Consider the following 18,310-nt stretch of genomic DNA (forward strand, 5'->3'; position numbering starts at 1 on the left):
TATTTTTTAATTTTTAACTTTTTCAAATTTTAAATGTCTGATTTTTCTTACTTTCTTATTTCTGACTTAAGCAGAAATGAAATAACAATCCATATAGTTTCCTAAAAATTTTGTATATTCCAAAATAATGCGCTACTTTTGAGGGCGTTATAACAAAATCTAATATGAAACTACTTATTTCTTTTCTGTTGAGTTTTTCAGTTTTTTGTATCTCACAGGCTCAAGTTACTCCTACAGTAAACATTTCCGACCATAATGGGAATGTTTCTAATATTAACATTAATTGTGATTATAATTTTGCTCCTAAAAAAAGTGTCACATTAACAGCTAATTATCCTACTATTCATCAAACGCAAAGTTATGATGTGGTTTCTATAACATACACTCCTGTTGCTTCTTTTTCGGCAGGAACGATAGTAAATATTGAAGGAAATTCGGGAAAAAAAGACGACGTTTTTAGTAAGGTTTTGCCGCTTCCTTTTGAATTTTGTTTCTACGGAAATCAATTTCAGGAAGTTGTAGTGAGCGACAATGGTGTGGTTAGCTTTGGAGCAGGAAATAGCAATGGAGATAGCCCTTATACTATAGCTGGGCAAAATCCAAATTTGGGACTGACCAAAAATGCTATTTTTGGAGTCTATCACGATTTGCAAAATGTGGATAAGGTTCGTACACTTACGCAAGGAACGACTCCTTATCGTCAGTTTATTATCAATTATGATGATATTCCGCAGTATGGTAGCCTTCGAAAAAGTACAACTCAAATTGTTCTGTATGAAACTACGGGCGTCATTGAAGTGTACATAAAGGATAAGCCTGAGAATGATGCTACTAATATTTCTGAATTCCGAAAACAGGCTCTTATTGGCATTATCAACGCTGATGGAACACGAGGAGTTTCGCCTCCAGACAGAAATACAGGTATTTGGTCAGCTTCACAGGAGGCTTGGCGTTTTGTGCCATCAGGAACTACAACCATCAACGTGCAATGGTACAATGCGGATAATGGAACATTTTTAGGTTCAGGAAATTCAATTAATCAAGCACCAACAATCAATACTCGTTATGAGGTTCGTGTGACGTACAATCTGTGTTCGCCTGTTACAGTGACGGATGTGGTACAAGTTTCATTTTCAACGGATTTTCCAACAGCAAAAGATGTAGAGCAGGTTTATTGTTTAAATTCAGGAGAAACGCAAACGGTTGATTTGACAGCTTTCCAGACGGCTATCAATAATGATGCTACACTTACTTTTTCATATCACGAATCTGAATCACAAGCACATAATAATCAATCTCCTATAACTAATCCTAAAAATTATTCATTTACGACAGATAAAGTTGTTTATGTTCGTACTTTACGAAGTGGTATCTGTTATGCAGTATCACGAATAAACTTACGAACCAATATTCGCCCAAACATAGCAACTCCTACAACACCATTTGATTTTTGTGATACAGGCAATGATTTGCGAGAAAACATCAATTTGAATAATGTTTCTATTTCAGGAGTTAACTATTTGCATAACAGAGCTTTTTTTGAAAGTTTAAGTGATGCACAAAACAATACGAATCCAATTGTTGCAGTAAGTAATTATCAATTGAATGTTTCCTTACCGAGCAGAGAAAAAACGATTTACGTCCGAATATGGAATCGTAATTTTAATGATGCATCGTGTGCAACCGTAATTCCTGTGCGTTTGCTGTTAAAACCTTATGTTGAGGTTACTCCGCACGAGGCTTTGATATGTGGTGTTTTGGAAGGACAGGCTATTAATCATAATTTAACACAATATGTAGCCAATATGGTTTCAGGTACTTTAACTTATGATTTGAATAATGTTAAGGCTACTTTTTATAGATATGCAAGTTATACAAATCCAATTACCGACCCTACCAATGCCGCAATTGTGATGAATACGACACTTTATGTAAAACTCGAGTATCCTAACTTTTGTGAGTCGAGAACTACTCTGAAACTCACCGCTGATGTGGATTGCGATGGAGCACCAGGAGGTGGCGGAGGCGGTAATGGCAGCGGAGGTGGTGGAGTCGGAGCTCCAGCATTGTGTGATGTTACTTTCCCTTTAAATGTTAATTTAGAGAGAGATTACTTTCCGCGTTATCTTCCTGCGGGGCTTACGGCTACTTCTGTTACTATTGTTGGATTTTATGATGATGCAGCGATGACTTCTCTTATGACCAATCCAACAAGATATGAACTTACTGAAGATAACACGCCTAAAAACGTATATGTAAAATACATAATTAAAGCGAGTAACACTGAAACTTCTTTGGATTTTGTAGTAAATGCCTCCGAAAAAAGAACACTGCCAAAGAATACATTTGCAATTTGTGATGTGTTGAATAATGGTAGAGAAGAAGTGAAATTGATGCCAGAGTATCGTAAAATACTTGAAGAGCTGTATCCGTTTAGTAATCCGTCAGTGCGATTTTTTCTAACAGAGGTAAATCGTAATCTTTATTTAGCTTCAAGTCCAAGAAATGAAAGTCTTGCAACAGAATCCGTTGAAGTTGTTGGAACACAAACCACTACCGCTTATGCTTTGGTTTCATTGGAAGGCTGTCATTATGAGTATGACCTTCATTTTCTGTTAGAAAAAATAAACGTTCCTGTAGTTTCAAAAACGATATGTGATTTTAATGATGATAAACAAGAGGCGGTTAATTTAGTGCGTTACAAATCAGATATTGATGCTCAACTTACAGCAGACCAACGTTCAGCAACTACATCGATAAGTTATTATTATTCAGAAGCAGACGCTCATACTGCAACCAATCCAATTACAGACGAAACACAGGCTCAGGTAAGTACTGGGCAGATGTCAGTCTTTGCTCGAGTGGAATTTAAAGAAGGTTGTTTTGTAATTGTTCATTTGCAATTTAGCTTCACTACAGCTGTGGACTTACCTGTGGTAACTACGCTGAATGTCTGTGATATTCTCAATGACGGAACTGAATCGGTGGATTTGAATAAATCTATAAGTGGAGCCAATGCGAGTTCAACGATTAGTTTTTTCAACAATGAGGCAGCCGCTGATGCAAACGATTCTAACTTTTTACTTGGAATGTATAATCCAACGCAAACTGTTTCCATAACACTTACCACAGCTTCAACTACAGTGTACGTCAGAGTGCTGGATTTGGTTACTGGTTGTATAAAAGTATTGCCCTTGCAAGTCAATCTTATTTCATTCCCCGAAATAACAAATAATCGTGTTGCTATTTGTGATTTTGCTAATAATGGAGAAGAAAATGTTTCGCTTACTGAAATAAAAGATCAATTGGTAGCAAATAATCCAACAACGCTTAATGATACGATGGATTTTGCATTGTATTTTTCACAAGCAGAAGCTATCTCGGCAACAGCCTCACAAACGACTATAAAGGCTACACAAAATCTAACGGCTTGGGTTCGGATTACACCTGCTGGAACAGATTGTTTTTATGTGAAAGATATTAATTTTGACTTAATAGCTTCGCCAGTTGTGCAAAATTTAAACAAAACAATCTGTAATAATAGTAGTAGAAATCTATCAGGAGATACCTCAGAAGTTGTAAATCTGAATGCTTACAGAGATGAAATTGTAGGAAGAACATTAACATTAGATGATAATTTCCGTTTCTTTACCAATGAAAATGATGCCTTGAGCGGAAGTAATGAAATAGGAACAAATTACACCATTACAAGTTTTCCTGTGGTTGTTTACGTTCGGACAGAAAATAATACAACGAATTGTTATTCAGTTTCGTCAATAACGTTTAATGAATACCCACAATTGGCAGTTTCTGATACGAGTATCGCTTTTTGTGCCGATGGGCAGCTCAATGGAAACATTAATCTGACAGAATATCCTGCTAAAATGGTCTCAGATACAACAATGTATGATATTACGTATCACGAGTCGCACTCCAATGCAGTTAATGATATTCCTATTACTTCCGATATTACAAATTATTACGTGATTCCAACATCGGTAATATGGATAAAATTTGTTAGCAAAGATACGAGTTGCTTTGTTATCAAGCGATTAGCAGTGTCAATTTATCCTTCGCCGAAAGTAAATCCTGTGTTCCAAAATCGTTGTGATACTGACTTATCAGGAACTTTCACGGAAGATTTAACACAATACATAACGCAAATAATTACAGGAGAGCCTAATGTGAATTTATTGTACACATTTACCTATCATACAACTTTGGTTGATGCTCAAAATGGAACAAATGCAGTAGCTTTACCAACAACATATAAGTTTTCGTACGATGATTTTCAGCCTAATCCTTCTGTACCTAATCAGCTTCGTCATAGTGTTTTTGTACGAGTTGTAGCTAACGGAGGTATTGGGTGTGCATCGCAGTCGGTTATCAATTTTGATGCTTTCTTAAAGCCTGTCACCAACACGAGAACTACAACGCTGACGCTTTGTGACGATAATTCAGACGATGGTTTACAAACCTTTGATTTAACCCAAGCTCAGAATGCTATTTCCTCACAAACTGGAGTTAATTTTACGTTCTATCCTACTTATGTTGATGCTCAAAATCAGACCAATGATATTGCTAATCCAGCTTTGTACACGAATGTAAATCCATATTCTGAAACGATTTTTGCACGACTTAATGCCAATGGTTTCTGTGATGATTGGGCTGCCATTAATCTTGTTGTATATCCGTATATTCAAGCTACTGATAGAGTGGTAAATCCGATTTGTGAATTTGATAATAGTGGAAATAGAGTTACGATAAATCTTCAGCAGGAAGCCAGTGCGATGCTGTTGACGCAACATTCTGCCCAAAGTTCGATTACTATTACATTCCACGATTCGCAGGTTGATGCTGAAAACGGAACTTCGCCAATTACCAGCAATCTTGCCAATTACGATTTTTCTGTAGGTCAGAAAGTGGTTTGGGTTCGTTTTACGAATGCTGAAGGCTGTGCGGAAGTTCGTTCGCTTACGCTTGAAAAAGTGGCAAATCCTGCGGTGACTGATGTAGAAATTGAAGTTTGTGATGTTCGTTGGGATAATTCTTTTACACAAAACTTGAAAGATTATGAAAGCCAAATTGTTAATGATGTTTCTTTAGTTACATTCCGATATTTCAGAAATAGTAACGATGCTCGAAATGGCTTGAACGAACTGATTCCAATGCATACATTTACCCGCTCTGATTTTTCACTTGCTCCATCAGGAAAGCAAATGTACGAGATAGTTGCTTCTGTAGTTTCCAATAATGCAAATGCTTGTTTATCAATTGCTACAGTTCGATTTGTGTTGCCAGATATGGTTCAAATTCATACACGAACTGCAACGCTGACACTCTGTGATGATAATTCAAACGATGGTTTACAAATCTTTGATTTAACCCAAGCTCAGAATGCTATTTCCACACAAGCTGGAGTTAGTTTTACATTCTATCCTACTTATGTTGATGCTCAAAATCAGACCAATGCTATTGCTAATCCAGCTTCGTATACGAATGTAAATCCATATTCTGAAACGATTTTTGCACGACTTAATGCCAATGGTTTCTGTGATGATTGGGCTGCCATCAATCTTGTTGTATATCCGTATATCCAAGCTACTGATAGAGTGGTAAATCCGATTTGTGAATTTGATAATAGTGGAAATCGAGTTACGATAAACCTTCTGCAGGAAGCCAGTGCAATGCTATTGACCCAACATTCTGCTCAAAGTTCGATTACTATTACATTTCACGATTCGCAGGTTGATGCTGAAAACGGAACTTCGCCAATTACCAGCAATCTTGCTAATTACGATTTTTCTGTAGGTCAGAAAGTGGTTTGGGTTCGTTTTACGAATGCTGAAGGCTGTGCGGAAGTTCGTTCGCTTACGCTTGAAAAAGTGGCAAATCCTGTGGTGACTGATGTGAATTTAACTCTTTGTGATGATGATGCAGATGGAGTGTATCCTTTGGATTTGAATATGTTAGATAATCAAATTACCACTTCTGTTGGGGTAACAGTTACATATTATTTGAGTGAAAGCGATGCTCGAAAAGGCACAAATTTGATTAACAAAACTGAAGTTTATAATGTTCCTCCACATCGTTTAAGTCGTTTATATGCCCGAACTGAAAATGTGAATGGTTGTATCGGTATTGCTAAAATTTCACTTTCAACGATTCCTTCTCTGAAAGCAAATATTTCTGTTTTAGAGAATTGTGAGAATAATGTTGGACGTAGTTTGGTTGCGGTTTCATTTGAAAATAGGTTGAATTTCGCAAATGTCCGTTATGCAGTTAATAGCACAGATATTGCTCAAAGTGTGGCTTTTGACAAATTTGAGGATAAAATTGGTTACATCGAAACGAGTCGTTTGCCAGAAAATACAACAATTTCATTAACCATTTTTTATGAAACTTGTCAGTATACACTTCCTCAGACATTTAATATAACTCATTTACAGCCACTTTCTGTGGTTGAGGTTCCTCAACAAGACATTGCAATGGTTGCAGTAGAGGTCAGTGGAGGTCGTACGCCTTATCAGTATGTTTTTAATGGGAAAGCCAATGAAACGTCAAGTTATGTGATTAAATATTCCGATCCAGGCTATGTTGATGCACAAGGCAGAACGGTTAAGCAGATTAATGTAGTGGTGCGTGATGCCTTGGGGTGTGAGGTTGTTTTGGATATTGAAAAAGTGTTTATTGATTTTAATGTTCCGAATTTCTTTACGCCTGATAATGATGGTAATAACGACCGATGGAGTCCTAAAAATACAAAATCCTATCCACAAATGATTACACAAATTTTTGATAGACACGGACGACTTATCAAAATATTGCGTGAAGGCGAGTCGTGGGACGGAACCTATAATGGGACTTCGCTTCCTTCAGGAGATTATTGGTACACGATTGAAACCAATGAATCTCGTGATGGACGTAAATTTGTCGGAAATTTCACATTGATGCGATAGTTTTTTCGATAAAATCAAATTTTTTGAAACGAGAAATCTGAATATAGTTTTTAGGTTTCTCGTTTTTTTATTGTTCTAAAAACGATTGAATTTTGTCTCTTTCTTCTTTTTTACGTACTTTTGCCAACATAATTCAGGTATCAGCAGATGTTAAAACAAAATTTACAACTCAAACTTTCACAAAAACTCTCGCCTCAGCAAATTCAGTTAATGAAATTGGTGCAGTTGCCAACACTTGCTTTTGAGCAACGGATTAAGCAGGAATTAGAGGAAAATCCAGCTCTGGAATCGGGACGTGAGGAAGATGAGTTTGACGAATTTGCCGATGAATTTGACAATTCAAAAGACGAATATAATGATAGTGAAGTGATTGATATGGAGGATATTAACATCGATGAATATCTCAGCGATGATGAAATTCCTGAGTATCGGTTACAAGCAAATAACTATAGTGATGACGACGAGGAGAAAGAAATCCCTTTCAGTGCTGAAGTTTCTTTTCATCAATCTCTTTTAAATCAGCTAAATACATTTACACTTAATGATGAAGAATATCTGATAGCTGAATTTTTGGTTGGTAGTATTGACGATAGCGGTTACATTCGCCGAACTATTCAAGATTTAACCGACGATTTGGCTTTTACTCAAAATATTTACACAGAGGAAGATAAGGTAAAACAAGTTCGGGAACAAATCATTTTCCAGTTAGACCCATCAGGTGTTGGGGCTTTCGATTTGCAGGAATGTTTGTTGATACAACTACGCCGAAAAAAAGCGACTCCATCAGTTCTTTTAGCAATTGAAATCATTGATAGTGGTTTTGAGCAATTTTCTAAGAAACATTATGCGAAATTACAGCAAAAATTTTCCGTTTCGGAAGATGAACTAAAAGATGCGATTCAGGAAATAGAAAAACTAAACCCTAAACCAGGAAGTTCATATTCAGGAAGTAATGTTCACACAGAGCAAGTCATTCCTGATTTTACGGTGCGTGTTAATGATAATGAGTTAGAATTGACCCTTAACGGAAGAAATGCTCCTGAATTACACGTTTCGAAGGATTATTCCATAATGCTGGATACGTATAAGAGGTCGAAAGAAAAGAGTGCTTCTCAGAAAGAGGCTGTCTTTTTCATAAAACAGAAGTTGGATTCCGCTAAGTGGTTTATTGATGCTATAAAACAACGTCAACAAACGCTTTTGGTTACAATGGGGGCTATAATGGAACATCAGCGTGAATATTTCCTTACGGGTGATGAATTGAAAATTAAACCTCTTATTCTGAAAGATATAGCTGATAAAGTTGGAATGGATATTTCAACCGTTTCACGTGTGGCGAGTAGCAAATATGTAACAACGCCTTATGGAACCAAGTTGATTAAGGATTTCTTTTCTGAATCAATGAAAAATGACCAAGGAGAAGATGTTTCGACACACGAAATAAAGCAAATTCTGCAAAAAATCATTGCCTCTGAAGATAAAAGCAAACCTTATCCTGACGATGAGTTAGCACAACTTCTTAAAGAAGAGGGGTATCCAATAGCACGAAGAACCGTTGCGAAATATCGTGAACAGCTAGATATTCCTGTAGCAAGGCTTAGAAAAGAATTGTAATTATTTCTTAAAGATTTTATTGGTAAAACTATCCAAAATATTGGATAGCTTCTGGTGAGTTGTTGTTCATTTTTTTACAAAATGGTTTGTTATTTATATTGAAACGTATTATTTTTGCACGTCGTTTAAGATTAGATAGATGAGTTTACAGACAAAAGTAATGGAGGCATTGAAAGAGGCTATGAAAGCTAAAGATACCGTAGCTTTGGAGTCTTTACGTGCAATTAAGTCAGCTATTTTATTAGCCAAAACAGAATCAGGAGCTTCTGCGCAACTTTCTGAAGCAGAGGAGTTGAAAATCTTACAAAAGCTTGTGAAACAGAGAAATGATAGTGCTGCTTTGTACACTTCTCAAGGGCGTAATGATTTGGCAGAGCCTGAGTTAGCACAAGCTGCCATTATTCAGAAATTTTTGCCTAAACAGCTTTCTGAGCAAGAAGTTTCTTCTGAAATTGCTGAAATTATATCAAGTGTTGGGGCTTCTGGAATTAAAGATATGGGCAAAGTAATGGGGGTTGCTACCCAAAAATTAGCGGGAAAAGCCGACGGAAAGCTTATCTCGACTGTTGTAAAAAAATTATTGTCATAACATATAGATTAAAGGCCGCGTAGTTCAACTGGATAGAATATCAGATTTCGGCTCTGAGGGTTAGGGGTTCGAATCCTCTCGCGGTCACAAGTAGATAAATAACTCTTTGTTTTACAGAGAGTTATTTTTTTCTTTATATAATATCTCCATTCTTGTAGTAAATTACTACCCAAAAGTTTTTCTTCCCAATTCTAATCAAAAAATTTTTTATCTTTGCTTCCTATGGATACAGTTAAAACCTACACCGTCGAAGAAGCAAAACGAAAGTTGGAGGCTTTTTGTGCCTATCAGGAACGTTACCATAAAGAAGTGATTGATAAACTCCAAAAAATGCGTATGATTCCTATTGCCATTGACGAAATTGTAGTGCATTTAATTCAAAATAACTTCTTAAATGAAGAACGTTTTGCTAAAAGTTTTGCCAGAGGAAAGTTTAGGTATAAAAAATGGGGACGTATTCGTATTGTACGAGAATTAAAACAACGAGGTCTTTCCACGTATATCATTCAATCAGCTTTAAAAGAGATTGATAATGAGGAGTATATTGCTACTTTTGAAATTCTAGCTGAGAAAAAACATGCAGAAATAAAAGAAAAAAGCGTATATAAGGCAAAACGAAAACTTGCTGATTATCTACTTTATCGTGGCTGGGAGTCAGATTTAGTCTATGACAAGGTAAATGAATTATATGAATAAATTCAATTAACCTATTTCTTATCAAAAGAATATGGAAAATTTCAGAAATCAAACCGTGCAATTGTTTGAAGAGTACGGATTTAGTAATCTATGGGCTGTCGTTATACAATCTGTAATTACTTTTGCAATCATACTCATTGTAGCTTGGCTGATAGATAAATTGGCAACTTTTATTATGAGGCGAACTATCCCGAAATTGGTGGGACGTACTGCAACCGAATGGGACGATATTTTTATGGAAAATTTAGTTTTCGCCAGATTTGCACACTTCTTTCCTGGATTATTAGTCCTTTCTTCATATCACATAATTGCCTCAGAATCGCTAAGATGGTTGATTCATACATTAATAAGTACTTATTTCATCGTAGTTTTAATAATATTTTTGAATGCGGTGCTTAATGCCATAGAGCAACTTTATATTCACCTGAAAGGTATTGAAGTAACTATCAAAATATATATTCAACTTGCTAAAGTTATATTGTATTCACTTGGTGGTGTTGCTATCATTTCTATTTTTGCAAATAAAAATTTTATTGATATTTTAACAGGTTTGGGGGCAATGATTACCATTCTTTTAATCGTTTATAAAGATATGATTATGGGATTTGTTGCTGGTATTCAATTGTCTGCAAACAAAATGCTCTTTGTGGGTGATTGGATAGCCTCTCCAAAAGACGGAGCTGACGGAACTGTAATTGATATTGGGTTAACAACCGTAAAAGTTCAAAATTGGGACAGAACTATAACTACGATTCCCACTTACAAACTCACTTCGGAATCTTTCACAAACTGGCGAGGAATGGAACTATCAGGAGGTAGGCGAATTAAAAGACACGTAAGCGTTGATATTGAGTCAATTCACTTTTTGTCGGAAGAGGAAATAGAAAATTTTAAAAAGATACGATTAATTTCGGATTATATCGAAGAAAAGGTAAAGATAATTAGTGAAGTAAATGCCAACGAAACAGAAAGTTTCAATCAAAGAAGGCTTACAAACATTGGAACTTTCCGAAAATATGTAGAAAATTACCTTCGAGAATCGGATTTTGTCAATTTAGATATGATGTTTGTTGTCAGGCAATTACAGCCTACGGAGAAAGGTGTTCCGATTGAGATTTATATGTTTTCAAAAGTGAAACAATTTGTTACTTATGAGCAAATACAAGCTGATATTTTTGATCATATCCTTGCTATTGTTCCTACATTTAATCTTCGATTATTTCAAGAGCCTTCAGGACATAGTTTTTCAAAATATGGAAAATAAATTATTTTTCTGTTTTTGGAGTATCTAACGTGAATGAAAACTCTGAGCCTACGCCATAAACACTTTCTACATAAACTTTTTGTTTGTGAGCTTCGATAATATGTTTTACGATGGAAAGCCCTAATCCTGAGCCACCTTCCTTACGACTTCCGCTTTTGTCAACTCGGTAAAAACGTTCAAATAAGCGTGACAGATTCTCCTCGATGACTCCTTCACCATTATCCATAACGCGAACAATTATCTTTCCTTTAGGTAATTTATCGATGCTTATTTCTGTTGTTCCGTTATATTTTCCGTACTTTATGGAGTTAACTATCAGGTTTGCAATTACTTGTTGTATTCGCTCTCGGTCGGCATAAACGTAAATTGGAAGATATTTTTTATCAAAAATGAGTGAAATTTCCTGCTTAGCCGCTTGCATTTCAAACATTTCAAATACATTCTGAATTAACTCAACGATATCAAATTCTTCAAAATCAAGATTAAGTTTTCCTGTTTCCAGTTTTGAAATCATTTCAAGGTCCTTTACCACATAAATTAATCGTTCAACTCCTTTTGCTGCACGTGAAAGGTACTTTTTGCGGACAGATTTGTCTTCTATTGCACCATCTAAAAGTGTTAAAATATAACTTTGTACGGTAAAAAGTGGTGTATTCAACTCGTGTGAAATATTTCCGATGTATTCTTTTCGATATTTTTCTTGGTCTTTAAGGGCTTGTATCTCAAGTTTTTTTCTACGTGCAAATTTGTTTATATCTTTACTTAAAGAAGCTACATCTGTGATAATGGGCTTACTTCCAGTGCTTGAACTTTCCAGAAGGGATACGTCCTGATATATTCTCTTAATCCTTTTGTACATAAATCTTTCCACTCGATATTGTAATATGAAAAAGCAAACTACAAACAAAACTAAAGCGTATGAAATTATAATCCACAAAGAGACTTTTTCAAACAAAAAACTTACAATTCCGAGTAAAAAAATAGAAAAAAATGTAATGTACAAGGAAGACCTTAATGCAAATCGATATGATTTTTTTAATTTCCACATATTTAAAAAAGATAGGGATTAGCAAAAACTAATCCCTAATTATAAATCTTATTTAATAAGCGACAAACTTATAGCCCACGCCTTTAACCGTTTTGAAATAACTGTCTTTTGTTTTTTCTCGCAGTTTTCGGATATGAACATCAATAGTTCTATCGCCAACAACAACCTCGCTTCCCCAAACTTTATCCAGAATATCTTCTCGTTTGAAGACTTTTCCTGGTTGTGAAGCTAACAACCACAGGAGTTCAAACTCCTTACGAGGTAAAATTATCTCTTCTCCTTCGTGAGTTATTTTGTACTCGTCTCTGTTGATAATGAGATTGTTTACTTTCAAAATTGAGTCACTTTCTTCATTTGTGTTAAAGCGACGTAATAGTGCCTTTACTTTACTCACAAGTACTTTAGGCTTTATGGGCTTTGTGATGTAATCATCTGCACCAGCCTCAAAACCTGCGAGTTGAGAATAATCCTCGCCTCTGGCTGTTAAGAAAGCTATTACCGTTTTTGATAATTCAGGTTGTTTTCGGATACGCTCACAAGCTTCAATGCCATCCATTTCAGGCATCATTACGTCCATAATGATGAGATGGGGTTGCTCCTTTTTTGCTTCTTTGACTGCTTCTAAGCCATTCTTTGCTGTAAATACACGGAAGCCTTCTCTTTCTAAATTGTAGCCTACAATCTCTAAAACATCAGGCTCATCATCAACCAATAAAATTTTCAATCCCTTCATAATATCCTCCAAAAATTGGTAATTTACAACAAAACTATAAGTATTTTTCTAAGACGATTTATTTCTATTCAAAATAATCATCTAGCATTGTTCCGAATTCTGCTTTACAACGATAAAGTAACGCTCGTGTTATGCCCAGATTTGAGTGTTCGCGCTCAAGTGCAGTAACCGAGAAAAATTTACCCAAAGCGGAAACCATAATGATAAATACAATTTTATTGGTTTCAATGATGATATCATCAATTTCCAAATTCGCTTCTGCATTGCTATCAACCACCATTTTTACCTGATTTAGGATAGTTAAATGGAAGGCAGACCCGCTTTCGATATTATCAGCCAATGGGTTGTCATTAGCTTGAGCTTTAGACAGTGTAGTACCATCTGAGGAACTAAGAATACCATAGAACAAGAAACCAGGCATATTGTCCTTCATTTCTTGACAATGGTCATTTAACATTTTTTGTAATTCTAGTGCATTCATCTGTAATCAATTTTTGCGCAAAAATAAAAACTTTTTTTACTTGTGAAATAACACCCATAAAATTACTTCACTTTTTTACTCAAACTAAATAAATATTTTACTCCTGCAAATACTTGAATACTATGAGTAGGATAATATGCCCATCGGTTATAACTGTTTGATGTTAAATTGTTTACTTTTGCAAAAATCATCCATTTTTTGTTAATAGTGTAATCAGCGTGGAGGTTTAGGTCAAAATATCCATCTAATGTTAATTTTCTTGGGGAAGCTTGTATTGAGGAAATATAATCCTTCTCGTATCGGTCTCCTACATAGAATAAATCAACTCCTGCGAAAAGTCCATCAATAATTTTAACATCTGTAAATAATGAAACTCTTGTTCTTGGCAAATTCCAAGCTTCCTCCTGATTTTTAGTGGAATATCCATTAATTCTTCCTTCTAAATCGAAGAAAAATATATCATCTATATTTCCTCCTATTTCTGCTAAAAATCCAAACTCGTTTACATTGTCATACACTAATCCAAACGAATTATTATGTTGGTAAGCAAGCGTTCCTACTTCTGAATAGGTCGTAAATAAAGGGAGATTTTCGTATTGTTTGTAAGCTCCTTGTAACTTATAGTACAGCCCAGTTGTTAGTTCTCCTTTGATAGAAACGGAAGCATCTACATTAATATTTGTAGGGTTAATTAATTGTGTTGGAGCTAAGTACGGATTGGCTTTTGTCAGTTTTTCAAAAGTGTTTTGCTGAAACATTCCGCGGACGGCTCCGTGTAAAATCATATTATTTTCTGAAAATTTGTATAACACTTCCACATCAGGAAAAGCTTTAAAATTGCTTTCTTGCGTAGGATTAGCTCCTGCATAAGCTAATGTCGCTCCCAATTTTAATTCTAATCCATTAGTAGAAAAGTGATATGAAGGATTAGCTCCAATCAACAACCATTTGTTCTTTTGCTCAGTAGTTGTTAGGTGTCCTCTTTCAAAAGTTCCTGAATAATAATCTAAGAGAAGATTCAAGCGAATTTTATGCTCATCTTTGCTAATAGGTACTTGAAATGATGGGGCTAACCTGAAATTCATTTCACTTGTATTAAATTTATCTGAAAGACCTCTGAATGAAACATCTACACTCTCAAAATACGAATCAGAAAGTTTTGCATATCCTGCCAGTCCGTAATCCAAGTATGTTTGTTTTAAGTTTGTTAACTGCCTTAACTGTTCTTCAGTATAGAAATCTTTTTGTACTCCGTACCAATTGTAAGCACGTCTTCCAAAATCGGCATTAACGCCCCAATTAATGTCTTTATCCAGATAATCATAACGTAATCCAGCAGTGGTTTTTGCAAAATTATTATCCAAGATTACATCTTTCACTTCTGCATTGGAAGATAAGTGATTGAACAAAAAAGCAACATTGCCCTCATCAGTTACTGGAAAATTAATAGATGCATCGCCATACAGAGTGTTCAGGTTACCAAAAGCTCCTCCCGCATACGAATCAGGATAATATTCTCTTTTGGTCGTTTTTTTCATCGTTGTGGCTTTTCCCTTTTCTGGAACGAAAGTAGATGCCACTGGAACTGAATAAATTGAATATGTAATCTGTTTTTTGGTTAGGGCTAAAGAATCTTTTTTGATATTAGCATCTTCCCTTTTTTTGTAAGCATCTGCAATTGTAGGGGCATACGATTTTACCACATCAATCACTTTAGTTGTTAGGCTATCTTTTTTGTTTTGTGCAACTGATATAGAACACATTAAAAAAGTGATTAACAACGCATTAAGTTGAAATATATTTTTATTCATTATTGTCATTTTTTTATTTATAAACTACATCTTAACCGAAGAATTACTTTTTGCAGCTTCAGCTTTTACTATTTCCAGCTCTTTTTTAGCATCGCTAACTACATCAGGATAATCTTTAAAGTTATTAATCACGCTTTCAAGTATATAGGTTGCTTGGTATGAATCTTTCAAACCATAGAAGTTTTTCGCCATTACTACCAACCCTTTGGCTGCAAACTCCTTATAACCACCATAATCTTTTGCTAATTTTTGAATAACCTCGTTTGATTCTTTAAATTTTCCGTCTTTATGTTTGAAGTATGCATCGTAGTACATCGCCTCGGCAGCCAAACTTCCTGTGGCTGTTTTTGCCACTTCCTGATAGGCTTTTCTTGCTTCCAACTCATTTCCTAACTGAATGTGCGAACGAGCCAGAACGTTGTAAGCATCACTCTTGATTCTGGAGTCTATTGTTTTATCTTTCAGAACTTTACTTGCGTATTCGATTGCCTTATCGTACAACTTCTCGTTATAACAAACTCGCATTAAATTGGATTGTGCATATACTTTATTTTGAGCAATTACAGCAGTTTTTTCCAATTCTTCCAGATAAGGTTTTGCTTTTAAATAACTTCCTGCATCTAACAGAATTTGTGTAAGTTTTGTCAATGACTGTTCTATAAATTCATTAGCTCCACTTTTTATAACATTTTCGTATAATGAAACTGCTTTAGATTTCTGATTTGAAGCGTAATACAATTGAGCCAAGTAGAATTGTGCATTGGTATGACGCATTCCGTTAGGAAACTCTTTGATGTATTTCTCAAAACCTTGAATTGCCTCTTTTTCATTTTGTTGAATATATTGGCGTTCTGCTGCTTCATAAGTAGCACTTTCTAATTCTAAATCAGAAACTTCCACATAACCAAGACCTTTCGCCCAAGAGGCATATTCACTAACTTTACCCATATCGATATAAATCAGTTTGGCGGTAGCTACTGCCTGTGCAGACTCGTTTGTTTTTGGATAATCTTTGGCGATGGTTTTGAAAACTTGTAAAGCGTTCTGATTCTGGTTTTTATTGTAGTAAACCAATCCTTCACGCAACATTGCACGAGGCACAAAATTATTTCCTTTGTATTCTGTTTGTATTTGTTTGTAATATTCTACTCCTTTGGCTGTATTTCCTTCTGAAACGTACGTATTCCCTAACTCAAATAACGCATTAGGACGAAGATTTGAATTTCTATATTTTTTAATAAACTTCTCTAATTCATCTATTTTTTTGGAAGACCTATCGACAAATCCATAACTTATAGCTTTCTGATAGGCTGCGTAATCCTCGTCTGCTGTATTGCTGGCTATGAGCTTGTTATACCTTTCCATCGCTGGCCAATATTTGCCTTCAACAAAGTAAGAATCAGCCAAACGCAACAAAGCGTCGTTTGTCCAAGCATTTGATTTTGGATTTTCTTTCAAATATCTCTCAAAATTTTCAATAGCAGTTTTGTATTCTTTCAAATTGAAGTCTGCATATGCCAAGTTATAGTAAATATTTTTATATTCGCTTGTTTTTGAAGAATTTGGCTTATTTAAAAATTGTGTATAATACTTTTTAGCATTCTGAAAATCTTTCAATAGATATGAAGTTTCTCCCAACCAATACAAAGCTCTTACTGAAATAGTTGCATCTGAACTTTCAGTTGATTTTTGTAAATATTTAAGTGCTTCTTCATATTGGATTTCATTAAAAAGCTCCAATCCTCTGTAAAAAGATACTTTTCTGTAGACTTCTTGGTCTTTGGGATCAGTTGATTTTTCTAACAGATTGATAGCCGCTTGATAATTTCCTGAAGAGATGTAGGAATCAATTAATAACGATTGTATTTCTTCCTTTTTGTCGTTAGGATACGCTTTTGAATAGGAAAGCAACACGGCTGGAACACTTTCGTAAGGATTACCAATTTCGTAGCTTAGACGAGCATAGTTCAGATGTGCATCTTTTTTTATTTGAGCATCAAAATTCATCTGATATGCATTACGGAAAGCGTTTAAAGCTTGTTGTTTTTGTCCTGTATTTAGGTAACATTCAGCCAAGTGATAGTATGCATTTTGTGCTACTGCATCATTTCCGCTTATAATTTGATTGAATTGCTCAATGGCATTTGTGTAATCTTTGTTTTTATAATAGGCATATCCCAAATAGTAAAAATCTGTGTTTGAGAACTTCCCTCTTTTCCCTTTGTATTCTTTTAAATAAGGAATGGATTGATTGTATTTTCCTAAATTAAAGTAGCTTTCTCCTATGATTTTATTGAGTTCCGAAAGTTCTTGAGCGTTTTTGTTTTTGTCTTTTTGTTTAAGTCCTTCGCGGATGGCTTCCTCAAAAAGCCCTTGCTTAAACTTCATATTGGCCTGAAAATAAGAAACATTCTTATCAAGACTTTCCTCTCCTTGCACCTTTTCGAAATAACTTTCTGCCTTTTTATAATCATCTGAATCGTAGGCGATGTAACCCAAATAATAGTTTGCGTCTGCTCCGTATTCTTTTGTATTTTTAACTAAATTCAAATACTTTTCAGATTCCTTTCTATTGCCTGTGGTAAACAATGAATATCCTTTTTGAAAATAGAACTTAGTTCTTTCCTCTCTACTTACACTGGCATCGTTCACTTGCTTATACCAAGTTAAAGCCTCTTTATAATTTCCTTTCTGAAAATAATAGTCCGCCATTCGCATAAAAGCTCCTGTACTTAGCGGAGATTCAGGATGCTCATCTATAAACTTTTTCATCAGAACATCTGCCCCTGTCTCACCCAAAATAGCTGCAATCGAAGCAACATAATACTGAGATTTTATTCGTTTTTCCTCATCAAGTGATGTAGTTTGTTCAGTTCTAAATAAATGCTGTGCGGGTTTGTACATTTTCCGATTATACAAAGACATAGCCTTCTCGAAATTAACCGAAGGATTGGTGTACACTTCTGTTTCTTGTCCCAATAAAATTTGAACAAAAAACAAGAAAAAAGAGATTGAATAAATTTTTTGTTTCATAAAGAAATGTTTTTAACGCCCAAATTTATGGATTTTTGTCTTGTAAACCAATTCTATGTGTTTATATTTGGAAATATATGGA

Annotated in this window: 10 protein-coding genes and 1 tRNA gene; 6 read left to right on the forward strand and 5 right to left on the reverse strand. The window is 35.1% G+C overall.

Annotated elements, in window-relative coordinates; translation table 11 throughout:
• Window positions 1–164: 164 nt before the first annotated feature.
• From CGC48_RS07665 to CGC48_RS07690, 6 genes are all read left to right on the forward strand, one after another.
• The gene (locus CGC48_RS07665; protein ID WP_098029117.1) at window positions 165–6,959 is read left to right on the forward strand and encodes a T9SS type B sorting domain-containing protein; all 6,795 of its coding nucleotides are present in this window, start codon (window positions 165–167) and stop codon (window positions 6,957–6,959) included.
• 147 nt (window positions 6,960–7,106) lie between these two features.
• Window positions 7,107–8,573 (forward strand): RNA polymerase factor sigma-54, encoded by a 1,467-nt coding sequence (gene rpoN / locus CGC48_RS07670; RefSeq protein ID WP_098029118.1) that lies wholly within the window; start codon window positions 7,107–7,109, stop codon window positions 8,571–8,573.
• 139 nt (window positions 8,574–8,712) lie between these two features.
• Entirely contained in the window at window positions 8,713–9,162 is a 450-nt protein-coding gene (locus CGC48_RS07675) for a GatB/YqeY domain-containing protein (protein ID WP_098029119.1), read from the forward strand.
• A 13-nt stretch (window positions 9,163–9,175) separates the two neighbouring features.
• A tRNA-Arg gene (locus CGC48_RS07680) sits at window positions 9,176–9,249 on the forward strand.
• A 135-nt stretch (window positions 9,250–9,384) separates the two neighbouring features.
• Window positions 9,385–9,858: a regulatory protein RecX gene (locus CGC48_RS07685; protein ID WP_098029120.1), complete on the forward strand. Its 474-nt coding sequence runs from the start codon at window positions 9,385–9,387 to the stop codon at window positions 9,856–9,858.
• Window positions 9,859–9,889: 31 nt separating this feature from the next.
• Window positions 9,890–11,122, forward strand: coding sequence for a mechanosensitive ion channel family protein (locus CGC48_RS07690; RefSeq protein ID WP_098029121.1), 1,233 nt, complete (start codon window positions 9,890–9,892; stop codon window positions 11,120–11,122).
• Between the two features lies 1 nt (window position 11,123).
• Here CGC48_RS07690 and CGC48_RS07695 read toward each other — a convergent pair whose 3' ends face one another.
• From CGC48_RS07695 to CGC48_RS07715, 5 genes are all read right to left on the reverse strand, one after another.
• Window positions 11,124–12,170 carry a sensor histidine kinase gene (locus CGC48_RS07695; protein WP_018279347.1) on the reverse strand — a complete coding sequence of 349 codons (1,047 nt, stop codon included), beginning with the start codon at window positions 12,168–12,170 and terminating at the stop codon, window positions 11,124–11,126.
• A gap of 52 nt (window positions 12,171–12,222) precedes the next feature.
• Window positions 12,223–12,903, reverse strand: a complete 681-nt coding sequence (locus CGC48_RS07700; RefSeq protein WP_018279346.1) for a response regulator transcription factor — start codon at window positions 12,901–12,903, stop codon at window positions 12,223–12,225.
• A 64-nt stretch (window positions 12,904–12,967) separates the two neighbouring features.
• The gene (locus CGC48_RS07705) at window positions 12,968–13,384 is read right to left on the reverse strand and encodes a hypothetical protein (protein WP_018279345.1); all 417 of its coding nucleotides are present in this window, start codon (window positions 13,382–13,384) and stop codon (window positions 12,968–12,970) included.
• 62 nt (window positions 13,385–13,446) lie between these two features.
• On the reverse strand, window positions 13,447–15,195 hold the full coding sequence (locus CGC48_RS07710) for a TonB-dependent receptor (RefSeq protein WP_098029122.1): 1,749 nt from the start codon (window positions 15,193–15,195) through the stop codon (window positions 13,447–13,449).
• 24 nt (window positions 15,196–15,219) lie between these two features.
• The gene (locus tag CGC48_RS07715; RefSeq protein WP_098029123.1) at window positions 15,220–18,228 is read right to left on the reverse strand and encodes a tetratricopeptide repeat protein; all 3,009 of its coding nucleotides are present in this window, start codon (window positions 18,226–18,228) and stop codon (window positions 15,220–15,222) included.
• Window positions 18,229–18,310: the final 82 nt, after the last annotated feature.

Origin of the sequence: Capnocytophaga cynodegmi, assembly GCF_002302475.1 — a bacterium.
GTDB lineage: Bacteria > Bacteroidota > Bacteroidia > Flavobacteriales > Flavobacteriaceae > Capnocytophaga > Capnocytophaga cynodegmi.

Excerpts from the sequence above, each read along its gene's own strand:
- CGC48_RS07665 (WP_098029117.1), top strand. The coding sequence starts at position 165 with ATGAAACTACTTATTTCTTTTCTGTTGAGTTTTTCAGTTTTTTGTATC.
- rpoN (WP_098029118.1), top strand. The coding sequence starts at position 7,107 with ATGTTAAAACAAAATTTACAACTCAAACTTTCACAAAAACTCTCGCCT.
- CGC48_RS07675 (WP_098029119.1), top strand. The coding sequence starts at position 8,713 with ATGAGTTTACAGACAAAAGTAATGGAGGCATTGAAAGAGGCTATGAAA.
- CGC48_RS07685 (WP_098029120.1), top strand. The coding sequence starts at position 9,385 with ATGGATACAGTTAAAACCTACACCGTCGAAGAAGCAAAACGAAAGTTG.
- CGC48_RS07690 (WP_098029121.1), top strand. The coding sequence starts at position 9,890 with ATGGAAAATTTCAGAAATCAAACCGTGCAATTGTTTGAAGAGTACGGA.
- CGC48_RS07695 (WP_018279347.1), bottom strand. The coding sequence starts at position 12,170 with ATGTGGAAATTAAAAAAATCATATCGATTTGCATTAAGGTCTTCCTTG.
- CGC48_RS07700 (WP_018279346.1), bottom strand. The coding sequence starts at position 12,903 with ATGAAGGGATTGAAAATTTTATTGGTTGATGATGAGCCTGATGTTTTA.
- CGC48_RS07705 (WP_018279345.1), bottom strand. The coding sequence starts at position 13,384 with ATGAATGCACTAGAATTACAAAAAATGTTAAATGACCATTGTCAAGAA.
- CGC48_RS07710 (WP_098029122.1), bottom strand. The coding sequence starts at position 15,195 with ATGAATAAAAATATATTTCAACTTAATGCGTTGTTAATCACTTTTTTA.
- CGC48_RS07715 (WP_098029123.1), bottom strand. The coding sequence starts at position 18,228 with ATGAAACAAAAAATTTATTCAATCTCTTTTTTCTTGTTTTTTGTTCAA.